This window comes from Streptomyces sp. LZ34, assembly GCF_053890475.1.
The window spans coordinates 5,350,800-5,375,320 of sequence record NZ_CM132680.1 but is presented as its reverse complement, the minus strand read 5'-3'; the positions used below and the strand labels follow the sequence as shown (position 1 = coordinate 5,375,320).

The 24,521-nt window shown below is 71.2% G+C and carries 24 protein-coding genes; 9 read left to right on the top strand and 15 right to left on the bottom strand.

The window, feature by feature from the left end:
- Window positions 1–49: 49 nt before the first annotated feature.
- Window positions 50–559, bottom strand: coding sequence for a MarR family winged helix-turn-helix transcriptional regulator (locus ACWY4P_RS21550; protein WP_456212180.1), 510 nt, complete (start codon window positions 557–559; stop codon window positions 50–52).
- Between the two features lie 110 nt (window positions 560–669).
- Between ACWY4P_RS21550 and ACWY4P_RS21545 the strand changes: the two genes are divergently transcribed.
- The gene (locus ACWY4P_RS21545) at window positions 670–1,485 is read left to right on the top strand and encodes a dioxygenase family protein (RefSeq protein ID WP_456212179.1); all 816 of its coding nucleotides are present in this window, start codon (window positions 670–672) and stop codon (window positions 1,483–1,485) included.
- A 22-nt stretch (window positions 1,486–1,507) separates the two neighbouring features.
- Here ACWY4P_RS21545 and ACWY4P_RS21540 read toward each other — a convergent pair whose 3' ends face one another.
- The gene (locus tag ACWY4P_RS21540) at window positions 1,508–2,695 is read right to left on the bottom strand and encodes a questin oxidase family protein (RefSeq protein ID WP_456212178.1); all 1,188 of its coding nucleotides are present in this window, start codon (window positions 2,693–2,695) and stop codon (window positions 1,508–1,510) included.
- A gap of 71 nt (window positions 2,696–2,766) precedes the next feature.
- Complete coding sequence (locus ACWY4P_RS21535; protein WP_456212177.1) at window positions 2,767–3,282, bottom strand: hypothetical protein; 516 nt, start codon at window positions 3,280–3,282, stop codon at window positions 2,767–2,769.
- Between the two features lie 385 nt (window positions 3,283–3,667).
- On the opposite strand from ACWY4P_RS21535, the gene ACWY4P_RS21530 reads away from it, so the two are divergent.
- Window positions 3,668–4,669: a sigma-70 family RNA polymerase sigma factor gene (locus tag ACWY4P_RS21530; RefSeq protein WP_456212176.1), complete on the top strand. Its 1,002-nt coding sequence runs from the start codon at window positions 3,668–3,670 to the stop codon at window positions 4,667–4,669.
- 86 nt (window positions 4,670–4,755) lie between these two features.
- On the opposite strand, the gene ACWY4P_RS21525 is transcribed toward ACWY4P_RS21530, so the two are convergent.
- Window positions 4,756–5,493, bottom strand: a complete 738-nt coding sequence (locus ACWY4P_RS21525; RefSeq protein WP_456212175.1) for a 3-oxoacyl-ACP reductase family protein — start codon at window positions 5,491–5,493, stop codon at window positions 4,756–4,758.
- Window positions 5,494–5,820: 327 nt separating this feature from the next.
- Between ACWY4P_RS21525 and ACWY4P_RS21520 the strand changes: the two genes are divergently transcribed.
- The 3 genes from ACWY4P_RS21520 to ACWY4P_RS21510 all read left to right on the top strand — a co-directional run bounded on the left by ACWY4P_RS21520 (window position 5,821) and on the right by ACWY4P_RS21510 (window position 9,678).
- The gene (locus ACWY4P_RS21520; RefSeq protein WP_456212174.1) at window positions 5,821–6,582 is read left to right on the top strand and encodes a DeoR/GlpR family DNA-binding transcription regulator; all 762 of its coding nucleotides are present in this window, start codon (window positions 5,821–5,823) and stop codon (window positions 6,580–6,582) included.
- Window positions 6,579–7,523, top strand: a complete 945-nt coding sequence (gene pfkB, locus ACWY4P_RS21515; protein WP_456212173.1) for a 1-phosphofructokinase — start codon at window positions 6,579–6,581, stop codon at window positions 7,521–7,523. The genes ACWY4P_RS21520 and pfkB overlap by 4 nt, the downstream gene beginning before the upstream one ends.
- Before the next feature lie 94 nt (window positions 7,524–7,617).
- A complete protein-coding gene (locus ACWY4P_RS21510) occupies window positions 7,618–9,678 on the top strand; it encodes a PTS fructose transporter subunit IIABC (protein ID WP_456212172.1) in 2,061 nt (686 codons plus the stop codon).
- A gap of 106 nt (window positions 9,679–9,784) precedes the next feature.
- Here ACWY4P_RS21510 and ACWY4P_RS21505 read toward each other — a convergent pair whose 3' ends face one another.
- The 5 genes from ACWY4P_RS21505 to ACWY4P_RS21485 form a co-directional block, all read right to left on the bottom strand.
- Entirely contained in the window at window positions 9,785–10,798 is a 1,014-nt protein-coding gene (locus tag ACWY4P_RS21505) for a pyridine nucleotide-disulfide oxidoreductase (protein ID WP_456213012.1), read from the bottom strand.
- A 67-nt stretch (window positions 10,799–10,865) separates the two neighbouring features.
- Window positions 10,866–11,231 (bottom strand): hypothetical protein, encoded by a 366-nt coding sequence (locus ACWY4P_RS21500; RefSeq protein WP_456203954.1) that lies wholly within the window; start codon window positions 11,229–11,231, stop codon window positions 10,866–10,868.
- Window positions 11,228–12,379, bottom strand: a complete 1,152-nt coding sequence (gene tnpB, locus ACWY4P_RS21495; RefSeq protein WP_456203956.1) for an IS607 family element RNA-guided endonuclease TnpB — start codon at window positions 12,377–12,379, stop codon at window positions 11,228–11,230. Before tnpB ends, ACWY4P_RS21500 begins: the two co-directional genes overlap by 4 nt.
- Window positions 12,376–12,954 carry an IS607 family transposase gene (locus tag ACWY4P_RS21490; protein ID WP_456203957.1) on the bottom strand — a complete coding sequence of 193 codons (579 nt, stop codon included), beginning with the start codon at window positions 12,952–12,954 and terminating at the stop codon, window positions 12,376–12,378. The genes tnpB and ACWY4P_RS21490 overlap by 4 nt, the downstream gene beginning before the upstream one ends.
- A gap of 111 nt (window positions 12,955–13,065) precedes the next feature.
- Window positions 13,066–14,274, bottom strand: coding sequence for a P1 family peptidase (locus ACWY4P_RS21485; protein ID WP_456212171.1), 1,209 nt, complete (start codon window positions 14,272–14,274; stop codon window positions 13,066–13,068).
- Between the two features lie 154 nt (window positions 14,275–14,428).
- Here ACWY4P_RS21485 and ACWY4P_RS21480 point away from each other — a divergent pair, with 154 nt between their 5' ends.
- Both ACWY4P_RS21480 and ACWY4P_RS21475 read left to right on the top strand, forming a co-directional pair.
- On the top strand, window positions 14,429–14,977 hold the full coding sequence (locus tag ACWY4P_RS21480; protein ID WP_456212170.1) for an AMP-binding protein: 549 nt from the start codon (window positions 14,429–14,431) through the stop codon (window positions 14,975–14,977).
- 3 nt (window positions 14,978–14,980) lie between these two features.
- The gene (locus ACWY4P_RS21475) at window positions 14,981–15,178 is read left to right on the top strand and encodes a hypothetical protein (protein ID WP_456212169.1); all 198 of its coding nucleotides are present in this window, start codon (window positions 14,981–14,983) and stop codon (window positions 15,176–15,178) included.
- A 19-nt stretch (window positions 15,179–15,197) separates the two neighbouring features.
- Here ACWY4P_RS21475 and mscL read toward each other — a convergent pair whose 3' ends face one another.
- The 5 genes from mscL to ACWY4P_RS21450 all read right to left on the bottom strand — a co-directional run bounded on the left by mscL (window position 15,198) and on the right by ACWY4P_RS21450 (window position 19,851).
- Window positions 15,198–15,668: a large conductance mechanosensitive channel protein MscL gene (mscL, locus tag ACWY4P_RS21470; RefSeq protein WP_456212168.1), complete on the bottom strand. Its 471-nt coding sequence runs from the start codon at window positions 15,666–15,668 to the stop codon at window positions 15,198–15,200.
- Between the two features lie 57 nt (window positions 15,669–15,725).
- A complete protein-coding gene (locus ACWY4P_RS21465) occupies window positions 15,726–16,247 on the bottom strand; it encodes an RcpC/CpaB family pilus assembly protein (protein WP_456212167.1) in 522 nt (173 codons plus the stop codon).
- Between the two features lie 290 nt (window positions 16,248–16,537).
- On the bottom strand, window positions 16,538–17,395 hold the full coding sequence (locus ACWY4P_RS21460) for an S-methyl-5'-thioadenosine phosphorylase (RefSeq protein WP_456212166.1): 858 nt from the start codon (window positions 17,393–17,395) through the stop codon (window positions 16,538–16,540).
- A gap of 443 nt (window positions 17,396–17,838) precedes the next feature.
- Complete coding sequence (locus ACWY4P_RS21455) at window positions 17,839–18,204, bottom strand: FmdB family zinc ribbon protein (protein WP_456212165.1); 366 nt, start codon at window positions 18,202–18,204, stop codon at window positions 17,839–17,841.
- Window positions 18,205–18,342: 138 nt separating this feature from the next.
- Window positions 18,343–19,851 (bottom strand): potassium/proton antiporter, encoded by a 1,509-nt coding sequence (locus tag ACWY4P_RS21450; protein ID WP_456212164.1) that lies wholly within the window; start codon window positions 19,849–19,851, stop codon window positions 18,343–18,345.
- Between the two features lie 209 nt (window positions 19,852–20,060).
- Between ACWY4P_RS21450 and ACWY4P_RS21445 the strand changes: the two genes are divergently transcribed.
- Window positions 20,061–22,808, top strand: coding sequence for a penicillin acylase family protein (locus ACWY4P_RS21445; protein WP_456212163.1), 2,748 nt, complete (start codon window positions 20,061–20,063; stop codon window positions 22,806–22,808).
- Window positions 22,809–22,939: 131 nt separating this feature from the next.
- On the opposite strand, the gene ACWY4P_RS21440 is transcribed toward ACWY4P_RS21445, so the two are convergent.
- Complete coding sequence (locus ACWY4P_RS21440; RefSeq protein ID WP_456212162.1) at window positions 22,940–23,473, bottom strand: 5-formyltetrahydrofolate cyclo-ligase; 534 nt, start codon at window positions 23,471–23,473, stop codon at window positions 22,940–22,942.
- A 144-nt stretch (window positions 23,474–23,617) separates the two neighbouring features.
- Between ACWY4P_RS21440 and galU the strand changes: the two genes are divergently transcribed.
- The gene (gene galU / locus ACWY4P_RS21435; RefSeq protein ID WP_456212161.1) at window positions 23,618–24,520 is read left to right on the top strand and encodes a UTP--glucose-1-phosphate uridylyltransferase GalU; all 903 of its coding nucleotides are present in this window, start codon (window positions 23,618–23,620) and stop codon (window positions 24,518–24,520) included.
- Window position 24,521 lies beyond the last annotated feature (1 nt).

The window sequence follows — 24,521 nt, the reverse complement described above, 5'->3', positions numbered from 1 at the left end:
TTGGTGCCCCGTTTCGGTGCCCGCGTCGGGGCTCGGGTCGGGGCTCGGGTCAGCGCAGCCAGGGGAGGTCGGCGCCCTCCGGCTGCAGACCGTCGGCGATGATGCGGCAGATGTCGCCGAACTGGCCGATCTGCTCCGGTGTCAGCCGGTCGAATATGGCCGCGCGCACGGCCTCGACATGGCCGGGCGCGGCCTTCTTCAGCACCTCGAACCCCTCGTCCGTCAGCACGGCGTTCTGGCCGCGCTTGTCGGAGGGGCAGTCCTCGCGCCGCACCCAGCCGTTCTTCTCCAGGCGGGTGATGGCGTGCGAGAGCCGGGACCGGGTGATCTTCGCGGCCTCGGCCAGCTCCGTCATCCGCAGCCGGTGGCGAGGCGCCCAGGAGAGCTTCACCAGCAGGCCGTAGTACACGTGCGGCAGGCCCGCGTCGCGTTGGAGCTGACGGTCGAGATGGTCTTCGAGCAGCATGTTCGCCTGGACGTAGGCCTGCCAGGCGTGCTGCTCGGCATCGTTCAGCCAGCGGGGCTCTTCGGCGTCTGCGGGGGTCTTCATCGCTTCCACGTGCTCATTGTAAGAGTCATTTCTTGAAATTTAAACTACTGGGGGCTACAGTGGGTTTTGAAAATTTTTCTTGAGACTTCAAGCTTTACGTTATGGCCTCGGGAGCCGCCATGTCCGCCGCCACCACCCCACCGTCCGCGTCCTCGTCCGTGTCGGGCGGGCGCATGCCCGCCCTCTATCTCAGCCACGGTGCTCCGCCGCTGGCCGACGACCCGGTCTGGCCCGGTCAGCTCGCCGCCTGGTCGGCGGGGCTGCCCCGGCCCAAGGCGGTCCTGATGGTCTCCGCCCACTGGGAGGAGGCGCCGCTGGCCCTCGGGGCCACCCAGGCCGTGCCGCTGGTGTACGACTTCTGGGGCTTCCCCGAGCACTACTACCGGGTGCGGTACGACGCCCCCGGCGCGCCCGAGCTCGCCGAGCGGGTGCGCAAGACGCTCCGTACGGCGGGCACACCCGTCCAGGACATACCGGACCGGGGCCTGGACCACGGCGCTTACGTCCCGCTCGTGGAGATGTATCCGGGCGCCGACATCCCCGTACTCCAGGTGTCGATGCCGACCCTCGACCCGGGCGAGCTGATGGCCATTGGCCGCAAGCTCGCCCCGCTGCGGGACGAAGGCGTGCTGATCGTCGGCAGCGGCTTCTTCACCCACAACCTGGCCGCGCTGCGGAACGCGGGGCCGACGCCGCCCGGCTGGTCGGCGGAGTTCGACGACTGGGGGCAGCGGGCGCTGGACACCCAGGACGTCGACGCGCTGCTGGACTTCGAGCGCAAGTCCCCGGCGGGCCGCCTGGCCCACCCGCGCACCGAGCACTTCGCGCCGCTGTTCGTCACCCTGGGGGCCGCGGAGTCCGACCTCGGCAGTCAGCGCAGCGTCATCGACGGCTTCTGGATGGGGCTGGCCAAGCGGTCCGTGCAGTTCGGCTGAGGTCACGCGTTCGTGCGCGGGGTCAGGCGTACGGCTCGATGAGCGCGCATGCGCGCAGGGCCGCCGCCAGGGCGAGGTCGTCGCCCTCGCCGGTCGTCGCTGCCCCTGCCGTTCCCGGCATTGTCTTTCCCGGCATTGCCGTTTCCGGCATTGCCACGATGTCGAGCACGGTGTCGGTCAGCTTGATCGCGTGCTCGTCGCCGTGCGCCGCGGCGCACGCGAAGACCTCCGCGGCCCGCTCGGCGGGCGTGGCCCCGGCCGGTACGGACGGCAGTTCGCCGGCCGGGAGGGCCGTGGGCGGCGCGTACGCGGCCAGCACCGCGGCGTTCGCGGCCCACGCCGCGTCCAGGCTCGCCGCCCACAGCTCGCGGGGGAGCGCGGGCAGGGTGCGCAGCACGGCGTTGGGCGCGGTCACGGCGTGGACCAGCATGACGGGCTCGCCGTGGGCATGGGTGGCGTAGCGGTGGGCCGCGGCCCGTACCAGCTCGGCCAGCAGCTCGCGCGCCCGGTCCGGCCCCTCGTGCGCGCCGGAGGCGGGGTCGGGCCAGACCGGGAACGTCGTGATCCGTGCCAGCCGGTCGCGGATGCCGCCGCTCTGGTCCGCGACGCGCGGTACGGCGGCCATCGCCTCGGCGGCGGTGCGCGGGGCGGGCCCCGGCAGCCGGTCGAGCGGGGGCAGCGGGGCGTGGCGGGCGGCCCAGTAGCCGAGGGCGTGGGCCAGCTCGTGGGCGCGGGGCCCGGCCGCCAGCTCGTCGGTGCGGGACCCGACGGGGGAGTGGGCGTTCTGGGGACCGGCGGCGGGGTCTGTCCCGTCGAGCAGGGTGCGTACCGCGTGGCCGACGCGGATGACCGGGTGCGTCGCCCCGCCGGCGATCCCGGGCAGCAGCCGCGGCCACCACTGGGCGAGAACCTCGCGCCAGGGGTGGTCGGCGAGCTCGCGGCTGAAGTACGCGGTCCAGTCGGCGATCCGGCGCGGGTCGCCGAGCGCCTCGGGCCAGTTCTCCGCGGTGACGGTGGCGTACGGGGTCGGCATGTCCTCGAGCTTGCCGGCGTAGAGGTCGAGCCAGCGGTGCACCGAGGGGCCCTGTCCGCGCCGGACCAGGGCCTCGACGGTCATCGGGGCGTGGTTGGTCAGCCAGCCGCCGCGCTCGGGGCCCGTGGCGTGCAGCCGTTCCAGTGCTTCGTCGAGGGTGCCGCTCGTGTCGTCCATGGGTGCCACGCTAGGCAGGGGCGGCGGGTGCCGTAACGGCCCGGCGATGTACCGGCGCGGGGCCTGCGGACCTACGCCGCGCGGCCGGGGCCTGGGGACCCAGGGGCCGTCCGATCAGCCGGATCAGCCGGCTCGGTCGGCTCAGTTCGATCAGTTCGTTCAGTCGAGTGGGTGCGGAAGACGTAGAGGGACGCGGCGTACATCGCCAGCGCGCCGCCGAGGCCCATCATCGAGGAGCGGAACACGGCGTGCCCGCTCACGCTGTACATGAAGCCGAAGGCACAGCCGAAGAGCGCCCCGTACGCGGCCGACCTCAGCTCAGGCATCAGGGCGGACTGGACCCGGCCGACGAGATGGCAGAGCCCGCCGACGACCACGGCCGCCACCACGCCGAGCACGGTGGCCTGGGGCGCGGGGGTTCCCTGGTTGTGGTCGATGAAGAGCGTCCAACCGCCGTAGAGAACGCCCAGGACGGACGGGACCACCCAGGACGCGGAGGGGTGCGGACGGGCCTGGATGTGCGGGTGGGGGATGTGGAGGTGCGGGTGATGGCGGTGGCGCGCCGGAGCGGCGGTGGGGGCGTTCATGGCGGGCTCTCCCTTCCTTAGGCGCCCTGACCTCTCACTGTCCAGCGCACACCCGGGTGACGGACCCGGCAACTCGGTCGGGCACCCGTGCGGCGTCGGCGTCGGTGGTGGGTGTGGCCGCGCAACCAGAATCCGGCCGGGGACGTCTTCGGGGGTGAGAGCAACCGCGGGCGCCGCCGCCCTTGGCACCCGCCCTGACCTGCATTTCTGGGTGTTATAAGGGCAAATCGACACCGCGTCTCGGGGCAGGGTACTGCATGATCGCGAAAAGGTGTGCGCGGCATGGGAATTCTGTCCGGATTCCAGTCGTTGTTTCCATCGGACGGGGCACCCGGCAGGAACACCGTCCATAGTCCGCGCCCGATCCATCTGTAAGGGAGCACGCATGGCAACCCGTGCCGTCGCCCGCAATCAGGCCACCCGCAGTGGCACTGATGGGGCCAACAGTGTTCGCGCCACAGGCGGGGAGATCGCCGATCGCGACCTGGTCGGCATGTATCTCGACGAGATCGCTCGCACCCCGCTGCTCGACGCGGCCAAGGAGGTCGAGCTGTCTCAGGCAATCGAAGCGGGTGTCTATGCCCAGCAGATCCTGGACGGTGAGGTCGAGGACGCCCTGGCGGCCGGTGCGAGCCGTGGGGAGCTGGAGGCGATAGCCGTCGAGGGCACCCGCGCCAAGGACGTCTTCATCCGCTCCAACCTGCGCCTGGTCGTGGCCGTCGCGCGCCGGTACCCGCGCAGCGGGCTGCCGCTTCTCGACCTGATCCAGGAGGGAAACGCGGGCCTGGTCCGCGCGGTGGAGAAGTTCGACTACACAAAGGGCTTCAAGTTCTCGACCTACGCCACGTGGTGGATCCGTCAGGCCATCACGCGCTCGATCGCGGACCAGTCCCGCACCATCCGGCTGCCCGTCCATCTGGTCGAGGAGCTCGGCCGGATCCGGCGGGTGCAGCGCGAGTTCAACCGTGAGCACGGCCGTGAGCCGGAGCACTCGGAGATCGCCAAGGAGCTCGGCTCCACGACCGAGCGGGTCTCGGATGTGCTCGACTGGGCCCGCGACCCCGTCAGCCTGAACATGTCGGTGGACGACGAGGGCGAGACCCAGTTCGGCGATCTGCTGGAGGACACCTCGGCCGTCTCGCCCGAGCAGTCGGTGATGACGCTGCTGCGCAGCGAGGAGCTGGAGGATCTCATCGGCCGGCTCGACGACCGCACCGCGTCCATCATCAAGGCCCGGTACGGCATCGACGACGGGCGGGAGCGCACGCTCACCGAGGTCGGCAAGCAGCATGGCCTCACGCGCGAGCGGATCCGTCAGATCGAGAAGCACGCGCTGCTGGAGCTGAAGAAGATGGCGCGCCAGACCGGCTTCGACGAAGCGGCCTGAGTCACCCCTTCCCTCCTCAGCGTCTGCCCATAGCCGAGCCCCGGTGCCTCTTCCCCCCCAGGCACCGGGGCTCAACCCTGAGCGGGTCAGGCGGCGAAGCCGCCGTCCACGGCGATCGACGCCCCGGTGATGTACCGGCCGTCGTCCCCGGCGAGATGGGAGACGGTCGCGGCGATCTCCGACGGCTGCCCGTAGCGGCCGAGCGCGGTGAGGCCGCTCTGCATGGCGGCGCTCTCCCCGTCGGCGGGGTTCATGTCGGTGTCGATGGGGCCGGGGTGGATGAGGTTGGCGGTGATGCCGCGCGGGCCGAGCTCGCGGGCCAGCGCCTTGGTCAGGCCGGTGAGGGCGGTCTTGCTCATCGCGTACAGCGAGCCACCGGGGAAGGCGACGCGCTCGGACATGCAGCTGCCGATGTTGATGATGCGCCCGCCGTCGGTCAGGTGGTGGGCGGCGGCCTGGGCGGCGAGGAAGGGTGCGCGGACGTTGACGGCGAGGACGCGGTCCACGTCCTTCAGCGTCAGGTCGCCGACCGGGCCGAGCGCGCCGGTGCCCGCGTTGTTGACCAGGATGTCGAGCCGCCCGAACTCCGCGGTCGCTCCGGCCACGGCCTCCCGTACCGCGCGCGGGTCCGCGCTGTCGGCCTGGACGGCCCAGGCCCGGCGGCCCAGGGCCTTGATCCGGTCAACGACGACCGCCGCCCGCTCCTCGCTGTTCTGGTAGGTCAGGGCGACGTCGGCGCCGTCTTCGGCGAGCCGCAGCGCCACCGCCTCGCCGATGCCCCGGCTGCCGCCGGTGACCAGTGCCGCCTTGCCGTCGAGTGCCATGTGTGCCCCTCGTTCTGTCTTTCCCCGACTGTTTTCTGCCGAGGTCTTCTGTCGAGTCGTTGTGGTCCGTGCCGTCCCGGAGGACATGGCTCGATCCTGGTGGGACGGGGGCGGAGATTCCGGCGGCATTCGGACGTCGCGCTGGTCCATCACGGACCCATCGCAGGCCCATCGCAGACCCATCGCGCATGCCCGATCAGGTCCGGCTTCGGTCCGGGCGTGCCCGGACGAGATTGTTTTCTGCCCGAGTCTGTTTACTTCCCGGCATTGGGGACGTAATCTGGCCGCGAAATCACAGGTTCGGGCATGGAAAGGACGTAAACCCACATGTACGCACCGGAGCGGCAGCAGGAGATCCTCCGGCTGGCCCGCGAGAGCGGGCGGGTGGATGTGCTGTCCCTCGCCGAGGAGTTCCAGGTCACCGCCGAGACGGTGCGGCGTGACCTGCGGGCACTCGACCGGGCTGGCCTGGTCCGCCGCGTGCACGGGGGTGCCATCCCGGCCGGCCGTCTCGACTTCGAACCCGACCTCGCCGAGCGCGAGAGCACCGCCGCCGACGAGAAGGACCGCATCGCCCGCGCTGCCGTCGCCGAACTGCCCGCCGACGGCAGCGTGATCATCGACGCGGGCTCGACGGCCGCCCGGCTCGCCGCCGCGGTCCCGCTGGAGTCCGACCTCACCGTCGTCACCCACGCGCTGCCGATCGCCGCCCGGCTCGCCGACCACCCCGGTATCGCGCTCCACCTCGTCGGCGGCAGGGTCCGCCACCGCACGCGCGCCGCGGTGGACGCGTGGGCGCTGCGCGGCTACAGCGAGATCAAGGCCGATGTCGTCTTCCTCGCCACCAACGGCTTCTCGCTCGAGGGCGGCCTGACCACCCCCGACCTCGCGGAGGCCGCCGTCAAGCGCGCCATCATCGCCGCCGCCCGCCGGGTCGTCCTCCTCGCCGACTCGGCCAAGTTCGGCCAGGAGCACTTCGCCCGGTTCGGCGATCTCGGCCATGTCGATCTGCTCATCACCGACACCGGGCTCAGCCCGCAGGACGCCCTCGCCATCGAGCGGCAGGGCACGGAAGTAGCCCGCGTATGATCCTCACCGTCACCCCCAATCCCAGCCTGGACCGTACGTACGAGATTCCGGCGCTGGAGCGCGGCGCCGTGCTGCGCGCCACGGCCGACCGGGTCGACCCCGGCGGCAAGGGCGTCAATGTCTCGCGGGCCGTGGCCGCCGCCGGGCACCGCACGGTCGCCGTGCTGCCGCTGGGCGGGCCGGAGGGCGCGCTGCTGGCGCGGCTGCTCGGTGAGCTGGGGATCGAGGCCGCAGGCGTCCCCGTACGGGGCTCGACCCGGGTCAATATCTCCGTGGCCGAGCCCGACGGCACCCTCACCAAGATCAACGCAGCCGGGCCGGAGCTGACCGCCGTCGAAGCGGAGGCGCTGCTGGAGGCCGTACGGACGCAGTCGGCCGACGCCGACTGGATCGCCTGCTGCGGCAGCCTGCCGCGCGGGCTCGCACCCGAGTGGTACGCCGAACTCGTGGCGCGGGCCCACCGCGCGGGCGCCCGGATCGCCCTGGACACCTCCGGCCCTTCGCTCACGGCGGCCCTGCGCGAGCGCCCCGACGTCGTCAAGCCGAACGCCGAGGAGCTGGCCCAGGCCGTGGGCCGCCCGCTGGCCACCGTCGGCGACGCGGTCAAGGCGGCCGAGGAGCTGCGGGCACTCGGCGCGCGCGCCGTCCTGGCCAGCCTCGGCGCGGACGGCCAGCTGCTCGTCGACGAGACGGGCACCTACTTCGGCGCTGCGCCGGTCGCCGCCATCCGCAGTAATGTCGGTGCGGGCGACGCTTCCCTCGCCGGATTCCTCGCGGCGGGCGGCCTCGGGCCGGCCGCCCTGGCCTCGGCCGTGGCCCACGGCGCGGCCGCCGTACAACTGCCGGGCAGCGCCATGCCCACCCCGGCCGACCTCGACCCGTCCGCAGTCACCACGACCGCGGACGTTCCGCTGGACCGCGCCCTCACGGAGCCCGCGTGACCAGCCCGACCCCCTGCCACCCCCTGCCACACCCTGTCCCCACTCCGCCCGCCCGCCTTCCCCGGGGCGGCACCGCACGCAAGGGAGCCGCGAGATGAGTGAGCTGATCACCGCGGACCTGGTCGACCTGGACCTGGCCGCCGACACCAAGGAAGCGGCCGCCCGGTCGCTCGCCGAACGCATGGTCGCGGCCGGCCGCGTCACGGACCTCGACGGCTTCCTCGCCGACGTGGCGGCCCGTGAGGCGCAGATGCCGACCGGCCTGGACGGCGGCATCGGCATACCGCACTGCCGCAGTGAGCATGTCACCGAGCCGACGCTGGCCTTCGGGCGCAGCGCCGCGCGCATCGACTTCGGCGCCCCGGACGGGCCGGCCGACCTGGTCTTCCTGATCGCCGCCCCGGCGGGCGCGGACAGCGACCACCTGACCATCCTGTCCAGCCTGGCGCGCCAGCTGATGAACGCCGATTTCACCGGCGCGCTGCGCTCGGCCGACGACCCCCGACAGGTGGCCGCCCTGATCCGCGGCGAACAGCCGGAGCCGTCGCCGGCGGCCGGAGCCGAGGCCGGAGCCGAGGCCCCGGCGGCCGACGCCGGCACCGGGGCCGAGCCCGCGGCGTCCGCGCCCTTCCGGATCGTGGCTGTCACCTCCTGCCCCACCGGCATCGCACACACCTATATGGCAGCCGAGTCGCTGGAGAACGCGGCTCGGGAGGCCGGGGTCGAGCTGGTGGTCGAGACCCAGGGCTCGGCCGGGTTCGACAAGCTCACCCGCGCGACCATCGCCGCCGCCGACGCGGTGATCTTCGCGCATGACGTGGAGGTGCGGGACAAGGAGCGGTTCGCCGGGAAGCCGACCGTGGACGTCGGGGTGAAGGCGGGCATCAACCGCCCGGCGGAGCTGATCGCCGAGGTGCGCGAGAAGGCCGCGCGCGGTGAGACCACCGCACTGGCCGCCGCCTCCGCGGGCGCCGACCGCTCGGCGCCGATGGACGCGGCCGGGGAGTCCGGCGACCGCTTCGGCACCCGGCTGCGCAAGTGGCTGATGACGGGTGTCAGCTACATGGTCCCGTTCGTGGCCGCGGGCGGTCTGCTGATCGCGCTGGCCTTCGCGATCGGCGGTTACGAGATCGCGAGCGCCAAGTCCGTCGCCGACCACTTCGTGTGGACCGAGGCGGACAGCTGGGCGGCGCTGCTCTTCCAGATCGGCGGGGCGGCGTTCACCTTCCTGGTGCCGGTCCTGGCCGGCTATATCGCCTACGGCATGGCCGACCGGCCCGGCCTGGTGCCCGGCTTCGTCGGCGGCTACATCGCGACCACCATCAAGGCGGGCTTCCTGGGCGGCCTGGTCGCGGGCCTGATCGCGGGCGCGGTCGTGATGGGCATCCAGCGGTTCAAGGTCCCGGCTTCGCTGCGCGGCATCATGCCGGTCGTGGTGATACCGCTGATCTCCTCGGCGATCGTCGGCTTCCTGATGTTCGTGGTGATCGGCAAGCCCATCGCCTCCGCCCAGAAGGGCATGACCGACTGGCTCAACGGCCTCTCCGGCACGAACGCCATCATCCTCGGCGTCATCCTGGGCCTGATGATGTGCTTCGACCTGGGCGGCCCGGTCAACAAGGTCGCGTACGCCTTCGCGACCGCCGGTATCGGGGTGGCGGAACCGAGCACCGGCAGCCTCAAGATCATGGCCGCGGTGATGGCGGCCGGTATGGTCCCGCCGCTGGCCATGGCCCTGGCCACCACCGTCCGTGGACAGCTGTTCACCAAGACCGAGCGGGAGAACGGCAAGGCGGCCTGGGTGCTGGGGGCCTCCTTCATCAGTGAGGGCGCGATCCCCTTCGCGGCGGCGGACCCACTGCGTGTGATCCCCTCCTCGATGGTGGGCGGCGCGGTCACCGGCGCGCTGTCGATGCTCTTCGACTGCACGCTGCGCGCCCCGCACGGCGGAATCTTCGTGGTCCCGCTGATCGGCCAGCCGTTCCTGTACCTGCTGGCCATCGCGGCGGGCACGGCGGTCTCGGCCGGACTGGTCATCGTCCTCAAGGGGATGCGCAAGACCGCCCGGCCCGAAACGGCCGCCCCGGCCGCCGGCGGCGAGGGCGCCACGGGCGCCGGTGCCGGCGGCGAGGCCAAGGTGCCCGTCACGGTCTGACCCGGCTGACCACCACAACCACCACCACAACAACAACCAAGGCCGCCACCATCCGCGGCGTTCTCCTCTCGGCGGTGAGACGGATCCACTCCGTGTCACCGCCGAGTCATGCGCGGGGCGGTACGTCATCCGTCACCTCCGTCGGCAGACCGCGTGATGCGTAGTAGGCGCCGAGCGCGGCCTCGCTCCCCGACCCCATGGCGGTCGCGATCCTCTGGAAGCGGGCGGAGCGCAGATCGCCCGCGGTGAAGACCCTCGGGTGCTGACGGGAGGGCGGGCAGTAGCCCGAGGCGTCGGGGGAGAGGTCCCCGGCGGGTGGCGTCGGGCCGCTGCCGAGGTTGCGGAACCCGCGGTGGCCGGTCAGGGTCCGCCGGTCGCCCTCCGCGGTCAACACCTCGGCCGTGAGCGGCTCCCCGGGCACGGACGGCGCCTCGGCTGTGAGCGACGCCTCGGGCACGGTCGGCTCCTCGGACGAGGGCCGCGCGAGGGTCAGATGACGCACCGGCACCAGCTCGACCCGTGGGTCCTGGTCGATTTCCTCGGCCTTGTACGCGTCACCCGGCGGACAGGCGACGACGAACCGGCTCTCCAGGCCCGGATGGGCCCGCAGATATGTGCCCAGCGGCCGGTCGGCGCCCAGGACCAGCGCGGTGCGGCCGGTGAGCGTGGCCGGGTTCGCTTCCCACAGCGGGGGCAGCGCCAGCCCCTCCTGACCGTCGATCCACCCGGCGTCCTCCAGCCGCAGTGGCCCGACGCCGGTGGCGACGACGGCGTACGGCGCGGTCAGCAGCAGACCGGAACCGGACGCCTTCGCGGGCACGGTGGTGACCTCCACCCGGTCCTCGTAGGCCCCGATTCGCACGGCACGCCGTCCGACCACCACCCGGCACAGGTCGCAGCGCGCGACATCGGCCGTGATCGCCGCCGCCAGAGCCGGGCCGGTGGAGAAGCCCAGCACATTACCGAGCACTGGGATGCGCTCCAGCGCTCGGCACAGCGCCTCATCCGACTCGACGAGCACGGACCGTATACCGAGGCCCGCCGCCATCACCACGGCGGCGCAGCCGGCCGGACCACCGCCGACGACGATCAAGTCGGCCTCCATAACGGCGGCCTCCATAACGGCGGTGTCCATGGCGGTGGTGTCCATGGCGGTGGTGTCCGTCATCGCTCCGTTGCTTTGTTCATCAAGTGATCTCAGCAATCCCGGCGTTTCCGCTGGAATGGTCCGTAACGGTCTCACCAGAGCGCGAGTTGCGCACCGGTGTCCTGTTGACGGTCTCCCGTTTCCTTCCCAGCCTGGGGCTGGGGATTGCGCCACCTGCCCGCCCCGTCCCTGCCTTGCGGCGCGGGCGGGTGGTGCGGGTCTTCCGGTCGGCTCCATGGGGCTTCGACTCCGCCTTGGTGGGGTCCAGGTCTCCGGCCACTCCGGTACCTGTCGTGCGGGCCGCGAGGGCGACCAGGTTGTGTCCGGCGTTGGCGTCCCGGTCGAGGACGAGGCCGCAGTTGTCGCACTCGAAGACGCGCATGCTCAGGGGCAGCTTGGCTTTCACCGCACCGCACCGCAGCGGGAGCAGGTCTTCGAGGAGGGGAACCAGCGGTCGGCGACGACGAGTCTCGTGCCGCGCCGACGGGTCTTGTAGGTGAGCTGGCGTCGGATCTCGCCGAACGCGGCATCCGCGACGCGGCGGGACAGGCGCCGGTTGCGGCCCATGCCGGCGACGTTGAGGTCTTCGACGACGATCGTGCCGTACTCGGAAGCAAGGCGGGTCGTCATCTTGTGGAGGGTGTCCTCGCGAAGGTTGGCGACCCGGTGATGGATCTTGTTCCGCGCCTGGTTGGCCTTCTCCCAGCGCTTCGACGGCTGCTGCCCGGTGCACCGGTCGGGGCCCTGCCGGCGGGAGACGACCCGGCTGGCGCGGCGCAGCTGCTTCTGCGCGCGGTCGAGGTGGCGTGGGTTGGGTTCCTCGCCAAGGACACCGTCGCTGTCCGCGAGGACGGCCAGCGTCTTGATACCGAGGTCGATACCGACCGCCGCGCCTGGTCGGGTGACTTTCACCAGCTGGTGCTTCTCCTCGACCTGGAGCGAGACGAACCAGCGGCCCCGGTCCAGACGTACGGTCGCGGACAGGATGCGCATATGCCCGGCGTCGGCAAGGGCCCTCAGGTGGGAGGCGTCCTCGTGGAGGCGGACCGTGCCGATCCTGGGCAGGGTGATGTGCCGCCCGTCAGGCTCGATGCGGATCGTGCCGGTGGTGAACCGGCAGGCAAGGCGCGCTTTCCGCTTCGGCTTGAAGCGGGGGATGCCCATCTTTGGGCCCTTGCGCTTACCGCTCTTGGACTTCGTGTAGTTGTCGAACGCCGCCGACGCGTTGGCCAGGCCGGTGTTGTACGCCTCCTTGGAGTTCTCCCCCCACCAGTGGGCGAAGCGCGGGTTGGTGCGCTTGTCCTCGTTGAACGCCTTCCGCAGCGAGGGCAGCGACCATGACCGCCACTCGGTCAGCTCGTCCTCGGGTATGCCGTACGACTGCTCGGCCCTGCGCTGCCACCACACGGCGGTGATGTACGCGACCGCCCAGTTGTACGCGGCCCGCGCGGCACCTCCGTGCGAATGCAGGTTGCGGGTCGTCGTGGCGTTGGGGTCCAGCGCGAGCTTGTGCGCGAAGACGGTGAAGCCCGGCTGCGGCTTGAACTTCTTCATCCGGCCACCTGCGGGCCGGTGGCGACGGCGACAGCCCGGGCGGCGCGGTTCTTCGCGGAGCGGCGGCCGTACAGGCGGGCGCACATCGAGGTCAGGACCTCGATGATGTCCCGTACGAGGTCGTCGGCGGTCTCTGCCGGGTCCAGGACAACCAGGCGCCGTCCCGTGGCCGAGAGAGCCGCTTCCAGGTGCTCGACGCCGAACCGGGCGAGGCGATCTGGGTGCTCGACCACGATCGTCCCCACATCCGGGTCGGCGAGCAGGCGGTGCAGTTTGCGGCGGCGCCCGTTCACACCGGAGCCGACCTCCGTCACCACGTCAGCGACGGTGAGCCCCCGGTCCGTTGCGCCCTGCACGGTCCGGGCGACCTGGCGCTCCAGGTCTGTTTTCTGGTCACCGGACGAGACACGGCAGTACGCCACGACCCGCCCGGTGGCCTGCGGGGCGGGCTCGGTCACGAGCCACGTACCGGACGGCGTCTGGACGACCGGGACCGGCATACGGCCCTCTTTCGCCCAGGTCCACGCGGTCTGGTAGTGCACGCCGTTGCGTGCCGCCCACTCGGAAAGCTTCACAACATCACGATATTCACTGAGAATCCTGGATATCCACTGAAAAAAATGGGAACTGTTGTTCACCCCTCGCTCCCCTCACTTCCCTCGCGCCGGTCTTCGCGGGGGCTCTCCCTACGGGGCTCCCACCCCGCCGTCCGTCTCGTCCTCCGGTCCGGCCTGCCCGGGGCCGTACAGGTCGCGGTACGAAGGGAACACGCCCCCCGGCCCGTCCACCCCCTCGGCCGCCAGCACCCCCTTGACCACCGCCCGCGTCAGCACATCCGCCCCTGCGGCCAATACCTCGTTCAGCACCCCGGCCTCCAAATGCACCCCGAACGCCGGGTCTTGGCCGCCGTCGGTGCCCTCGGGCACGAGCGGGCGGTCGCCTGTCGCCAGGGCGAAGACCGTGTCGCCGTCGGACAGCAGATGCACGGGCCGCACCGCGCGCGCCAGGCCGTCGTGCGCCGTGCCCGCGAGCTTTTGCGCCTGGGCGCGGCTGAGCGCCGCGTCCGTGGCGACCACCGCCAGAGTGGTGTTCAGCGGCGGCCGCACGGAGGCCGCCGAACGCCGCTCCGACTCGGCCCGGGCGGCGGCCAGTCGGCGCTGTGCCCTGGCGTGTTCCGCCTCGTCGGGGCGACGGGCCCGGCCGCCCGGCACCGCTCCATCCGGCTCGTACGGCTCGGCGAACCATTCCCCGTACAGCGCGCCCGTCAGCGGATCGACCACCGAGCCCGCCGCGTTGACCGCGGCCAGGGCGGCCACGGTGATCCCGGACGGCAGGACCACACTCGCCGATCCGATGCCTCCCTTGACGCCTCCCGCCACCGCGCCCGTGCCGGCGCCCACACTGCCCTGGGCGACCGGCGCGCCCATGTCCGAACCGGCCGCGGCCTCGATGGCCTCCCGGCCCAGCGCGGCGTCCGGCCGGGCCCGCCAGTCGCCGCCGCGTCCGAGGTCGAACAGGGCGGCGGCCGGTACGACGGGCACCACCTGTGCAGGGTCGGGGCCGACCCGGAAGCCGCGGCCCCGCTCCTCCAGCCAGGCGGCCACCCCGGAGGCGGCGTCAAGTCCGAAGGCGCTGCCGCCGGTCAGCACGACGGCGTCGACGCGCTGGACGAGATTGCGCGGGTCGAGGGCGTCGGTCTCGCGAGTGCCGGGGCCGCCGCCTCGGACATCGACCGCGGCGACCACACCTCCCTCGGGGGCCAGTACGACGGTCGCGCCGGTGAGCCATCCGCCGCCGGTCCGCCGCGCATGGCCGACGCGCAGCCCGGGTACATCCGTCAGGGCGTCGACCTGGCCGGGGCGGGCGGGTCGGGGTGTCGTCCGGTCGGTATCCATGGGCGCTATGCGTAGCACGGAAGCCGCGGCGAAGGGGCCGCCGGCGCAGGGGCGCTCGCACGGGGCCCTCATCAACAGGACGTTCATCAGACGTTGATTGGTCAACGGCAGGCTGTGCGATATGCCGTTCGCCCGCGTCCGAAGGAAGACCAACGTGCCCCGTACGTCTCGGACGGAGGAGCTCCCGACCCTGGTCGCCGCCATGCGGCAGATGCCCCGGGTGGCCCTCCGCTGGATCAGTGAGCCGGACTGCGAGGAAGAGCTGACGCACGCCGAACTGCTGGACCAGGCGGGTCGGGCGGCGGCGGCGCTGACCAGGCTCGGCGTGCGCGCGGGGGACCGGGTGGCGGTGCATCTGCCGCTGATCCCCGAGTCAGTCATCGCCACGCTCGCCTGCGGCCGCCTCGACGCCGTACGCTCCACCCTCCCCGTCGGGCTGCGCACCGATGAGCTGCGCGACCGGCTGGCGGGGATGGACGCGAAGGTGCTGATCACCGCCGACGGCGACTGGCGGCGCGGGGAGCCGCAGGCGCTCAAGCCGCTGATCGACCGGGCGCTGGCGGGCAGCACGAGGATCCCTAAGGTCCTGGTCGTCCACCGCCTGGCCCGCCCCGTGTCCTGGACGCCCGGCCGGGACCTGTGGTGGCACGACCAGCTGGCCGACGCCCCCGCCGACGCGCCGTCCGACCGGTCGTACTCTTGATGCATGAGCACCGCCCCCGACCCCGGACCGCGCGACCCGGCAGCCGCGCTGATCTTCGACGATCCGCTGGCGCAGCAGTCCTCGGACGACACGGACCGCGGCTGGGGTGAGCGTCGGCCCGGCGGCGACACCGGTGATGGCACCGACAGCGCCGCGGACTTGGCCCGCTTCCTCGACGAGAAGCCGCCCCACCACCTCTGAGCTCTGGAACCCCGAGGGCTCAGGTGCTCGATTCGCTGCCGCGCAGCGCGACCAGCTCGTCCCTTATCTCGCGGAGCAGCGCGATCTCGGCGCTCTCCGTCTCGGCCTGCTTCTCTTCTTCCTGCCGCTCCTTGGCGGCCTTCCGAGCCAGATAGCGCGACATCGGCAGCACCATCAGGAAGTACACCACCGCCGCCGTGATCAGGAAGGTGAGCACGGAGCTCAGCACGGTCCCCCAGAGGAGGGGAATGCCCCTTGTGACCTCGCCCGCGGCGTTCGTCTCGCAGGGGGCCTCCAGGCAGGAGCGGTACTTCTCCAGGTCCTTGGTGCCGAAGGCGCCGACGACCGGATTGATCAAGCCCTTCACTATGGAGTTCACAACACCCGTGAACGCGGCTCCGACCACGACCGCGACGGCCAGATCGATGACGTTGCCGCGCATCAGGAAGGCCTTGAAGCCCTCCACGACGCTCTTCTTCTCCTCGCTCAACCCTTTGCCTCTCTCTCGCCGCACCGGTTCTGGAGCGGACGGTTCCGCAACTTACGGTCAAGATCGGCACAGCGCCACCGCCAACCTCGATGTGGCCGCCGCACCGGCCAGGGCCGCCGCGGTCGGCCGCGGCACGGCGAGCACCACCAGCGCTCCGCCTCCCGCCGCTCCGAAGTCTCCGGTCTCGACGTCAGCCGCCGCCACACGCCCCGGCCGCGGCACCGCGGTCACCCGCGCGCCACGAGCGACCACGTGCGCGGCGGCGGGGCCACGGTCCTGACCGGCGCCCAGCGTGGCCAGCACATCCACTCGGTCGCCGGGGCGCAGCAGCCGCACTGCCGCCCCGTCGGCGATTCGGACCGGCGCGGACACCACGGCCGGACGCGGCTCGCGTCGGCCGCTGTCCGGCGGCGAGGACGCCGCCGGACGCGGGTTGGGGCCGCCGGAGGGCGCGGCGGCGGCCAGCGCGGCCGCGGTCATCGCCAGACCCGCCGCCATCGAGCGCCGTCGCCGCCGTAACGCGCGCCGCAGCCGATGTCCGCCGCGGCCCACCCGCACCGGCCCGAACTGCGGCACCACGCCCGTCGGGGGAGTGCGCCGGGCCCGCTCGGCCCAGGACGGAGCCGAGCGCGGCCGGGATGCGGCTGAAAGCGACGAAGGCAATGAAGAAGATGAAGGAGGCGAAAGAGAGGGTGAAGGGGATGGAGAGCGGAGGAACGGGTCGGACACGGCAATCACCGCCTGTCGTGAGAGGCCGGGAGCTTCTGGCCCCTTCACGATGCCCGCCCTCGCCAAATCCCGCTCGGGCCTGTGCACAACCCCCAGGGTGTGGATAACTCCGTCACTCGCGCGGGTAAGCCCATCGACCGCTACGGCAGTTCGATCCCCAGGTCCCAGCCGTCGTGCCCATGCGCGCACAGGCAGTCCCGCGCCTCGGTGGCCGGCAGTGCGCCCACCGCGTCGAACAGCACGTCGCGCAGCCGCTCCAGGTTCTCCCCGAACACCCGCAGCACCTCGCCGTGCGAGACTCCCTCGCCCGTCTCCGCCCCCGCGTCGAGATCCGTGACCAGCGTCAACGACGTGTAGCAGAGCTCCAGTTCACGGGCCAGCACCGCTTCCGGATGCCCCGTCATGCCGACCACCGACCACCCCTGTGCCGCATGCCACCGCGACTCGGCCCGGGTGGAGAAGCGCGGCCCCTCGATCACGCACAGGGTGCCGCCGTCCACCGGCTCCCAGTCGCGCCCGCGCGCCGCCGCCACCGCGACCTGCCGCCCCGTGGGGCAGTACGGATCGGCGAAGGTGGTGTGCACCACGTTCGGCACCCGCCCGTCCGGCAGCGCCTCGCCGTCGAAATAGCTCTGGGCGCGGCCCTTCGTACGGTCCACCAGCTGGTCCGGCACCAGCAGCGTCCCCGGTCCGTACTCCGGCCGCAGCCCGCCCACCGCGCACGGGCCGAAGACCTGCCGCACGCCGACCGAGCGCAGCGCCCACAGATTGGCGCGGTAGTTGATCCGGTGCGGGGGGAGGTGGTGCTTGCGGCCGTGGCGCGGGAGGAAGGCGACCCTCCGCCCCGCGACCTCGCCGAAGAAGAGCGAGTCGCTCGGCGCGCCATAGGGGGTCTCGACGGTGATCTCGGTCACATCGTCGAGGAAGGAGTAGAACCCCGACCCGCCGATGACCCCAATCTCCGCTATCTCCGCATGTGTGCTGCTGGTCTCCGCCATGCGATCACCCTAAGACTTATCCCGTAAGTGATTTCCGGGCAGTCTGAAGAAGGCCGTGACTTCGTCGGATTGTCGTCGTTCTCATGGTGGGCTGCAAGAAGCCCCGTCGAGTCAACCACGGCGAGACGCCGCACCTTCGGGCCGCGAGTCACGTGGCAGCTCGCCTACCACGCATCCAGCCTGGTGGCGCGCCTCTGCTCGACAGATTCCGGACATGCGCCGTGGCAATCCCGGATGAGACCCGACCCGCGAACGAGCGGCACAAGGACCACGCCGGAGCGCTGCGACCGCATACCGGACCATCCCACCAAGACCTACGGGATGGCTCTTAGCCAGCGCCGTCCGCGCATACGACATCCCGCCGCCTCCCTCAGAGGGAGACGGCGGGATGTCGTATGCGCTTTTGAGGCGGCCGAGGCGGCCACAGGGGCGGCAGCCGCGCGTCAGGCGGCCGACGAGGTGCTGCTCGACGTGGTCGACGACGAAGAACTCGACGAAGAGCCCGACGAGCCCGAGGAAGAGCTGGAGGAGGACGACGAAGACGTGTCCGACGAGGAGGAGGAAGACGAGGAGCCCTCGCTCTTCGCGGCCGCCGGCTTGGCCGAGCCGCCGCCCTTGCTGCCGGACGAGGAGCCGCGGCTGTCGTTCCGGTAGAAGCCCGAGCCCTTGAAGACGATGCCGACCGCCGAGAACACCTTCTTCAGGCGTCCGTTGCAGTTGGGGCACTCGGTGAGCGCGTCGTCGCTGAACTTCTGCACCGCCTCGAGGCCCTCGCCGCACTCGGTGCACTGGTACTGATAGGTCGGCACTTACTCCTCCTGGCACTCTCACTCGATGAGTGCTAACGACGCTCAATAGTGCAGTATTCCCGCCCGCCAGTCCACTGCGGCGGGCCATACGGTGACCCATGACACGCGGCTCGACCCGCCGGCCACGCGGCCCGACCGTCACTGGCCGGTCGTGCCCAGCCAGCCTGCCAGCTTGCCGCCCCGGCCCACCGCCCGCAGCCGCTCCTCCGCCGCGTCCCGCACCGGGTCCGTGGCCACGACCAGCAGCTCGTCCTCGCGCCGCAGCACGGTCGAGGGCTGCGGCACAAAGCTCTTCCCGTCCCGTACGACCAGGGTGACCGCGGCCCCCGTCGGCAGCCGCAGCTCGCCGATCTCCACGCCGTGCATCTTGGAGTCCCTGGGGATCGACACCGACAGCAGATGCCCGCGCAGCCGCTCCAGCGGCGCCGACTCGATGCCGAGGTCCGCCGCCGCCTCCTCCTCGCCCAGGCGCAGCCGGCGCGCGAGCCAGGGCAGCGTCGGGCCCTGCACCAGGGTGTAGACGATCACCAGCACGAAGACGATGTTGAAGACGCGGCGGCTTTCGGGCACGTTCGAGACCATGGGGATGGTGGCGAGCACAATCGGCACCGCGCCGCGCAGCCCCGCCCACGACAGCAGTGCCTTCTCCCGCCACGGCACCCGGAAGGGCACGGTGCTGACCAGCACCGAGACCGGCCGGGCCACCATGGTCAGCGCCATCCCGACGCCGATGGCCGGCCAGACGTCGTCGCCCAGTTCGTGCGGGGTCACCAGCAGGCCGAGCAGCACGAACATCCCGATCTGCGCGATCCAGCCGAGCCCCTCGGCGAAGCCGCGCGTCGCGGGCCAGTGCGGCAGCTTCGCGTTCCCCAAGATCAACGATGCCAGGTAGACGGCGAGGAAGCCGGAGCCGTGGGCCAGCGCCCCGCCCGCGTACGCGATCACGGCGATCGCCATCACCGCGATCGGGTACAGGCCCGAGGCGGGCAGCGCCACATGCCGCAGGCCGTACGCCCCCAGCCAGCCGATCGCCAGCCCCACCACGGCGCCGATGGCCAGCTCCAGGGCGATCTCGCCGAGCAGCGCGTACCACGGGTCGATCACGCCTTGGGCGGAGAAGGCGACCACCAGGATCACCACCGGGGCGTCGTTGAAGCCGGACTCGGCTTCCAGGGCGCCCGTGAGTCTCCTGGGCAGCGGCACCTTGCGCAGCACCGAGAAGACCGCCGCCGCGTCCGTGGACGACACCACCGCACCGATGATCAGCGCCTGCCGCCAGTCGAGCCCGACCAGGTAGTGCGCGGCCGTCGCCGTGACCCCGACGCTCACCGCGACCCCCACCGTGGACAGCACCGCGGCGAGCGGCAGGGCGGGTTTGATTTCTCGCCACTTCGTGCCGAGGCCACCCTCGGCCAGGATGACCACAAGGGCGGCATACCCGAGGACCTGTGTGAGCTCGGCATCGTCGAAGACGATGCCGATCCCGTCCTGCCCGATCGCGACGCCGAGGCCGAGGTAGATGAGCAGGGTCGGCAGCCCGCTGCGCGTCGAGACCCTGACGGCCGCCACGGCCACCAGCAGGACGAGTGAGCAGATCAGCAGGAGTTCGTTGAGGTGGTGGACAGTCAGGGGCCGAACCTTTCTCACAGGAGCGGCCGGAAGGCTCCCCGACCGACCGGAACTTCATTGCCTTACCTAACATTTTACGGGTTCTTGACGCGAGTGGCTCACATGGATTTTTCGCGGGTGGTGGCCGGTGGGTGGCCCCAGTCATGACTCCGCGTAGGGGCGGCGACAGCGCTGCGCCTATGGTTGCTCCAGCACTCCAGGATCACCCTGCCCCTCGAAGGACAGCGATGCCCGCCAACAAAAACGGCCCTTCTGGCAAAAAAAAGAAGGGGCGACGTGCCCGCCTGATCGTGATCGCAGTCGTGCTGCTGCTCGTGGGGGGCGTCGGATACGGCACGTACTGGAGCATCAGTACGGTCCGTGCCTCTTTCCCGGAGACCACGGGATCGCTGCAGCTCCAGGGGCTGTCCGGGCCTGTACAGGTCAAGCGCGACGGCAATGGGATACCGCAGATCTACGCCGACACCCCCGAGGACCTCTTCCGCGCCCAGGGGTTCGTCCAGGCCCAGGACCGCTTCTGGGAGATGGACGTACGCCGCCATATGACGGCCGGTAGGCTCTCGGAGATGTTCGGCTCCGGACAGGTGGAGACCGACGCGTTCCTGCGCACCCTGGGCTGGCACCGGATCGCGCAGCGGGAGTACGACACCAAGCTGTCGCCGACCACCAAGAAGTATCTGCGGGCCTATGCCGACGGGGTCAACGCCTATCTCGCGGACCACCAGGGCAAGGAACTGTCCGTCGAGTACGCGGCCCTGGAGTTCGAGCACGACTACAAGCCCGAGAAGTGGACCCCGGTCGACTCGGTGGCCTGGCTCAAGGCCATGGCATGGGATCTGCGCGGCAATATGCAGGACGAGGTCGACCGCGCCCTGGCCTCCAACCGCCTGAGCGCCAAGGAGATCGAAGAGCTGTACCCGGCCTACCCGTACAGCCGCAACAAGCCGATCGTGGACGGCGGCGCGGTGGACGGGACCACCGGCGCGTTCGACCCCAAGGCGAGCGCGTCGGACACCTCCGCCGACTCCACCGCGAACGGGGTCGCGGGCGCCACCCAGGGCTTCCAGACCCAGCTCTCCTCGCTCTCCAAGACCCTCGACGACGTCCCGGCGCTGCTCGGCCCGAACGGCACCGGCATCGGCTCCAACTCCTGGGTGATCGCGGGCCGGTACACGACCACAGGCAAGCCGCTGCTCGCCAACGACCCGCACCTGGCCCCGCAGCTGCCGTCCGTCTGGTACCAGATGGGCCTGCACTGCAACCAGGTCAGCACCGCGTGCCCGTACGACGTGGCGGGCTTCACGTTCTCCGGCATGCCAGGGGTCGTCATAGGCCACAACCAGAACATCGCCTGGGGCATGACCAACCTGGGTGCGGACGTGACCGACCTCTACCTGGAGAAGGTCACCGACCAGGGCTACCTCTACGACGGCAAGCAGGTCCCCTTCAAGACCCGCGAGGAGACCATCAAGGTCGCCGGCGGCAAGTCCCGGACGATCACCGTCCGCTCCACCCGGCACGGCCCGATCGTCTCCGACCGCGACGACGAGCTCGGGGACGTCGGCAAGAGCGCACCGGTCGGCAGCGACGTCGGCGACGTGGCCCCCGACCGCGGCGACGGCTACGCGGTCGCGCTGCGCTGGACCGCACTGGACCCGTCCAAAACCATGGACGCGGTCTTCGGGCTCAACACCGCCAAGAACTTCACCGACTTCCGCAAGGCGGCCCGCGACTTCGCCGTCCCCTCCCAGAACCTGATCTACGCCGACACCAAGAACCACATCGGCTACCAGGCGCCCGGCAAGATCCCCACGCGCGCCAAGGGGGACGGCCGCTACCCGGCGCCCGGCTGGGACTCGCGCTACGAGTGGAACGGCTACATCCCGCAGGCCGAGCTGCCCTGGGACTACGACCCCAAGCGCGGCTACATCGTCACCGCCAACCAGGCCGTCATAGGCAAGGACTACAAGTACCAGCTGACCGACGACTGGGGATACGGGGCGCGCAGCCAGCGGATAACCGACCTGATCGAGTCGAAGATCAAGGACGGCGGCAAGATCTCGACCGACGACATGCAGTCCATGCAGATGGACAACAGCAGCGAGATCGCCGAGCTGCTGACCCCGTACCTGCTGAAGATCGACGTCAAGGACAGCTTCGTCAGGGGCGCGCAGAAGCTCCTGGAGGGCTGGGACTACACCCAGGACTCGGACTCCCCGGCCGCCGCCTACTTCAACGCCGTTTATCGCAACGTCCTTATGCTCGCGTTCGGAAACAAACTCCCGAAGGAGCTGCGGGTGGAGGGCCAGTGTCTGCGGGTCCGCCCCGCCGATGACTCCGGCCCCGCCGAGGACCTGAACGGCAAGGCCCGGCTGGTCACCGAGTGCGGCCAGCGCGACGCGGCGTCGGCCCAGCCGGACGGCGGCGACCGCTGGTACGAGATCCTCCGGAAGATCATCAAGGATCCGAAGAACCACTGGTGGAAGACCACCGGCACCCGCCTCGAGCCCGCCGCGACCAACCGGGACGAGCTTCTGGCCCAGGCCATGAAGGACGCGCGCGCCGAGCTCACCGCCAAGCTGGGCAAGGACATCAACAGCTGGAGCTGGGGCCGGCTGCACCGGCTGACGCTGAAGAACCAGACCCTGGGCACCGACGGCCCGGGCGTGGTGCAGTGGCTCCTCAACCGCGGCCCCTGGAACCTGGCCGGCGGCGAGGCCGCGGTCAACGCCACCGGGTGGAACGCGGCGGGCGGCTACGGTGTCACCTGGGTGCCGTCCATGCGGATGGTCGTCAACCTCGACGACCTGGACAAGTCGCGGTGGATCAACCTCACCGGCGCCTCCGGGCACGCCTACAACGCGCACTACACCGACCAGACGGAGAAGTGGGCGAAGGGCGAGCTGCTGCCCTGGTCCTTCAGTAAGAGCGCGGTGAAGAAGTCGACGGACGACGAGCTGGCGCTCACGCCCTGACCCCTTCCCCGTCCGCGCTGACGCACGCCCCCCGCGAGACCCCCGCCCGTACGGCGGGCAGGTTTCGCGGGGGGCGTGCGGGCGTATGGGGACCGAAGCGGTGCGCCTACAGGGCCGGGGAAGCGGTACGCCTACAGGGCCCGGAAGCGGTGCACCGCCGAGGGCGTCACCGCCGCCTGCACCGGCCGGTCGTGGGCCTCGCCCGGGACCTCGTCCAGCACCTCGCCGTCGTACAGCAGCACCACCAGCGCCGGGCGGGCCCCCGCCCGGTCCAGCCGGGCCAGCACCCGGTCGTACGAGCCGCCGCCGCGGCCCAGGCGCAGTCCGCGGCGGTCCACCGCGAGCCCGGGCAGCAGCACGACGTCCGCCCCGGTGACCGCGTCGGGGCCCAGCCGCGGTCCGTCCGGCTCCAGCAGCCCCCGCTTTGCGCGCACCAGCCGGTCGGGCCCCTCGTCCTGGCCCCAGTCGAGGTCGTTGTCCTCCCGCAGAACCGGGAGCAGCACCCGTACGCCCCGCGCGCGCAGCGACTTCCTCAGGTCCCGCGTGCCGGGCTCGCTGCCCACCGAGACATACGCGGCCACCGTCCCCGCCCCCGCGAGCTCCGGCAGCTCCAGCGCGCGACACGCCAGACGCGACTGGGCGTCCGCGATGTCATCCGCCGTCAACCTGGCCCTCACCGCGATGAGACTTCGCCGCAACTCCGGCTTACTACCTTCGACGTTGATCACTGAGTGCACAAACTCCCTGTCTCATGTCATATTCATCGAACCCTCATCAAGCGCTCAAAGGCACCCGATAGGGTTCAGTACATGACTCAAGCGCGTACTCGGATCAGCAAGGCTGTCATCCCCGCCGCGGGGCTCGGAACCCGCTTCCTGCCGGCGACGAAGGCCACCCCCAAGGAGATGCTGCCGGTCGTCGACAAGCCGGCGATCCAGTACGTCGTCGAGGAAGCCGTCACCGCCGGGCTGTCCGATGTGCTCATGATCACCGGCCGTAACAAGCGGCCCCTGGAGGACCACTTCGACCGCAACTACGAGCTCGAAGAGGCCCTGAGCCGCAAGGGCGACGAGACCCGACTCGCCCGCGTCCAGGAGTCCAGCGATCTCGCGACCATGCACTACGTCCGCCAGGGCGACCCCAGGGGCCTCGGCCACGCCGTGCTCTGCGCCGCCCCGCACGTCGGTGACCAGCCTTTTGCCGTCCTCCTCGGCGACGACCTCATCGATGCCCGCGATCCGCTCCTGTCCCACATGGTCGAGGTGCAGGAGCAGCACGGCGGCAGCGTCATCGCCCTGATGGAGGTGGACCCCGCCCAGATCCACCTTTACGGCTGCGCCGCCGTCAAGCCGACCATGGACGGGGACGTGGTGCGGGTGACCGGGCTCGTCGAGAAGCCGGACCCGGCCGACGCGCCCAGCAACTACGCCGTCATCGGCCGCTATGTCCTCGACCCCGCCGTCTTCGACGTGCTGCGCGCCACCGAGCCCGGGCGCGGCGGCGAGATCCAGCTCACCGACGCCCTCCAGGCGCTCGCCGCCGATCCGGACCTCGGCGGGCCGGTCCACGGGGTCGTCTTCAAGGGGCGCCGGTACGACACAGGCGACCGTGGCGACTATCTGCGTGCCATTGTCAGACTCGCGTGCGAACGTGAAGACCTGGGCCCGGACTTCCGGGACTGGCTTCGCCGTTACGTCACCGAGGAGATGTAGC

What these genes read in the sequence shown, in the direction of transcription:
- ACWY4P_RS21530 (WP_456212176.1), top strand. Translation starts at nt 3,668, where the DNA reads ATGGCAACCCGTGCCGTCGCCCGCAATCAGGCCACCCGCAGTGGCACT.
- ACWY4P_RS21460 (WP_456212166.1), bottom strand. Translation starts at nt 17,395, where the DNA reads ATGGCGGAGACCAGCAGCACACATGCGGAGATAGCGGAGATTGGGGTC.
- ACWY4P_RS21485 (WP_456212171.1), bottom strand. Translation starts at nt 14,274, where the DNA reads ATGGATACCGACCGGACGACACCCCGACCCGCCCGCCCCGGCCAGGTC.
- ACWY4P_RS21520 (WP_456212174.1), top strand. Translation starts at nt 5,821, where the DNA reads ATGTACGCACCGGAGCGGCAGCAGGAGATCCTCCGGCTGGCCCGCGAG.
- galU (WP_456212161.1), top strand. Translation starts at nt 23,618, where the DNA reads ATGACTCAAGCGCGTACTCGGATCAGCAAGGCTGTCATCCCCGCCGCG.
- pfkB (WP_456212173.1), top strand. Translation starts at nt 6,579, where the DNA reads ATGATCCTCACCGTCACCCCCAATCCCAGCCTGGACCGTACGTACGAG.
- ACWY4P_RS21505 (WP_456213012.1), bottom strand. Translation starts at nt 10,798, where the DNA reads ATGGAGGCCGCCGTTATGGAGGCCGACTTGATCGTCGTCGGCGGTGGT.
- ACWY4P_RS21545 (WP_456212179.1), top strand. Translation starts at nt 670, where the DNA reads ATGTCCGCCGCCACCACCCCACCGTCCGCGTCCTCGTCCGTGTCGGGC.
- tnpB (WP_456203956.1), bottom strand. Translation starts at nt 12,379, where the DNA reads ATGAAGAAGTTCAAGCCGCAGCCGGGCTTCACCGTCTTCGCGCACAAG.
- ACWY4P_RS21510 (WP_456212172.1), top strand. Translation starts at nt 7,618, where the DNA reads ATGAGTGAGCTGATCACCGCGGACCTGGTCGACCTGGACCTGGCCGCC.
- ACWY4P_RS21535 (WP_456212177.1), bottom strand. Translation starts at nt 3,282, where the DNA reads ATGAACGCCCCCACCGCCGCTCCGGCGCGCCACCGCCATCACCCGCAC.
- ACWY4P_RS21475 (WP_456212169.1), top strand. Translation starts at nt 14,981, where the DNA reads ATGAGCACCGCCCCCGACCCCGGACCGCGCGACCCGGCAGCCGCGCTG.
- ACWY4P_RS21525 (WP_456212175.1), bottom strand. Translation starts at nt 5,493, where the DNA reads ATGGCACTCGACGGCAAGGCGGCACTGGTCACCGGCGGCAGCCGGGGC.
- ACWY4P_RS21445 (WP_456212163.1), top strand. Translation starts at nt 20,061, where the DNA reads ATGCCCGCCAACAAAAACGGCCCTTCTGGCAAAAAAAAGAAGGGGCGA.
- ACWY4P_RS21540 (WP_456212178.1), bottom strand. Translation starts at nt 2,695, where the DNA reads ATGGACGACACGAGCGGCACCCTCGACGAAGCACTGGAACGGCTGCAC.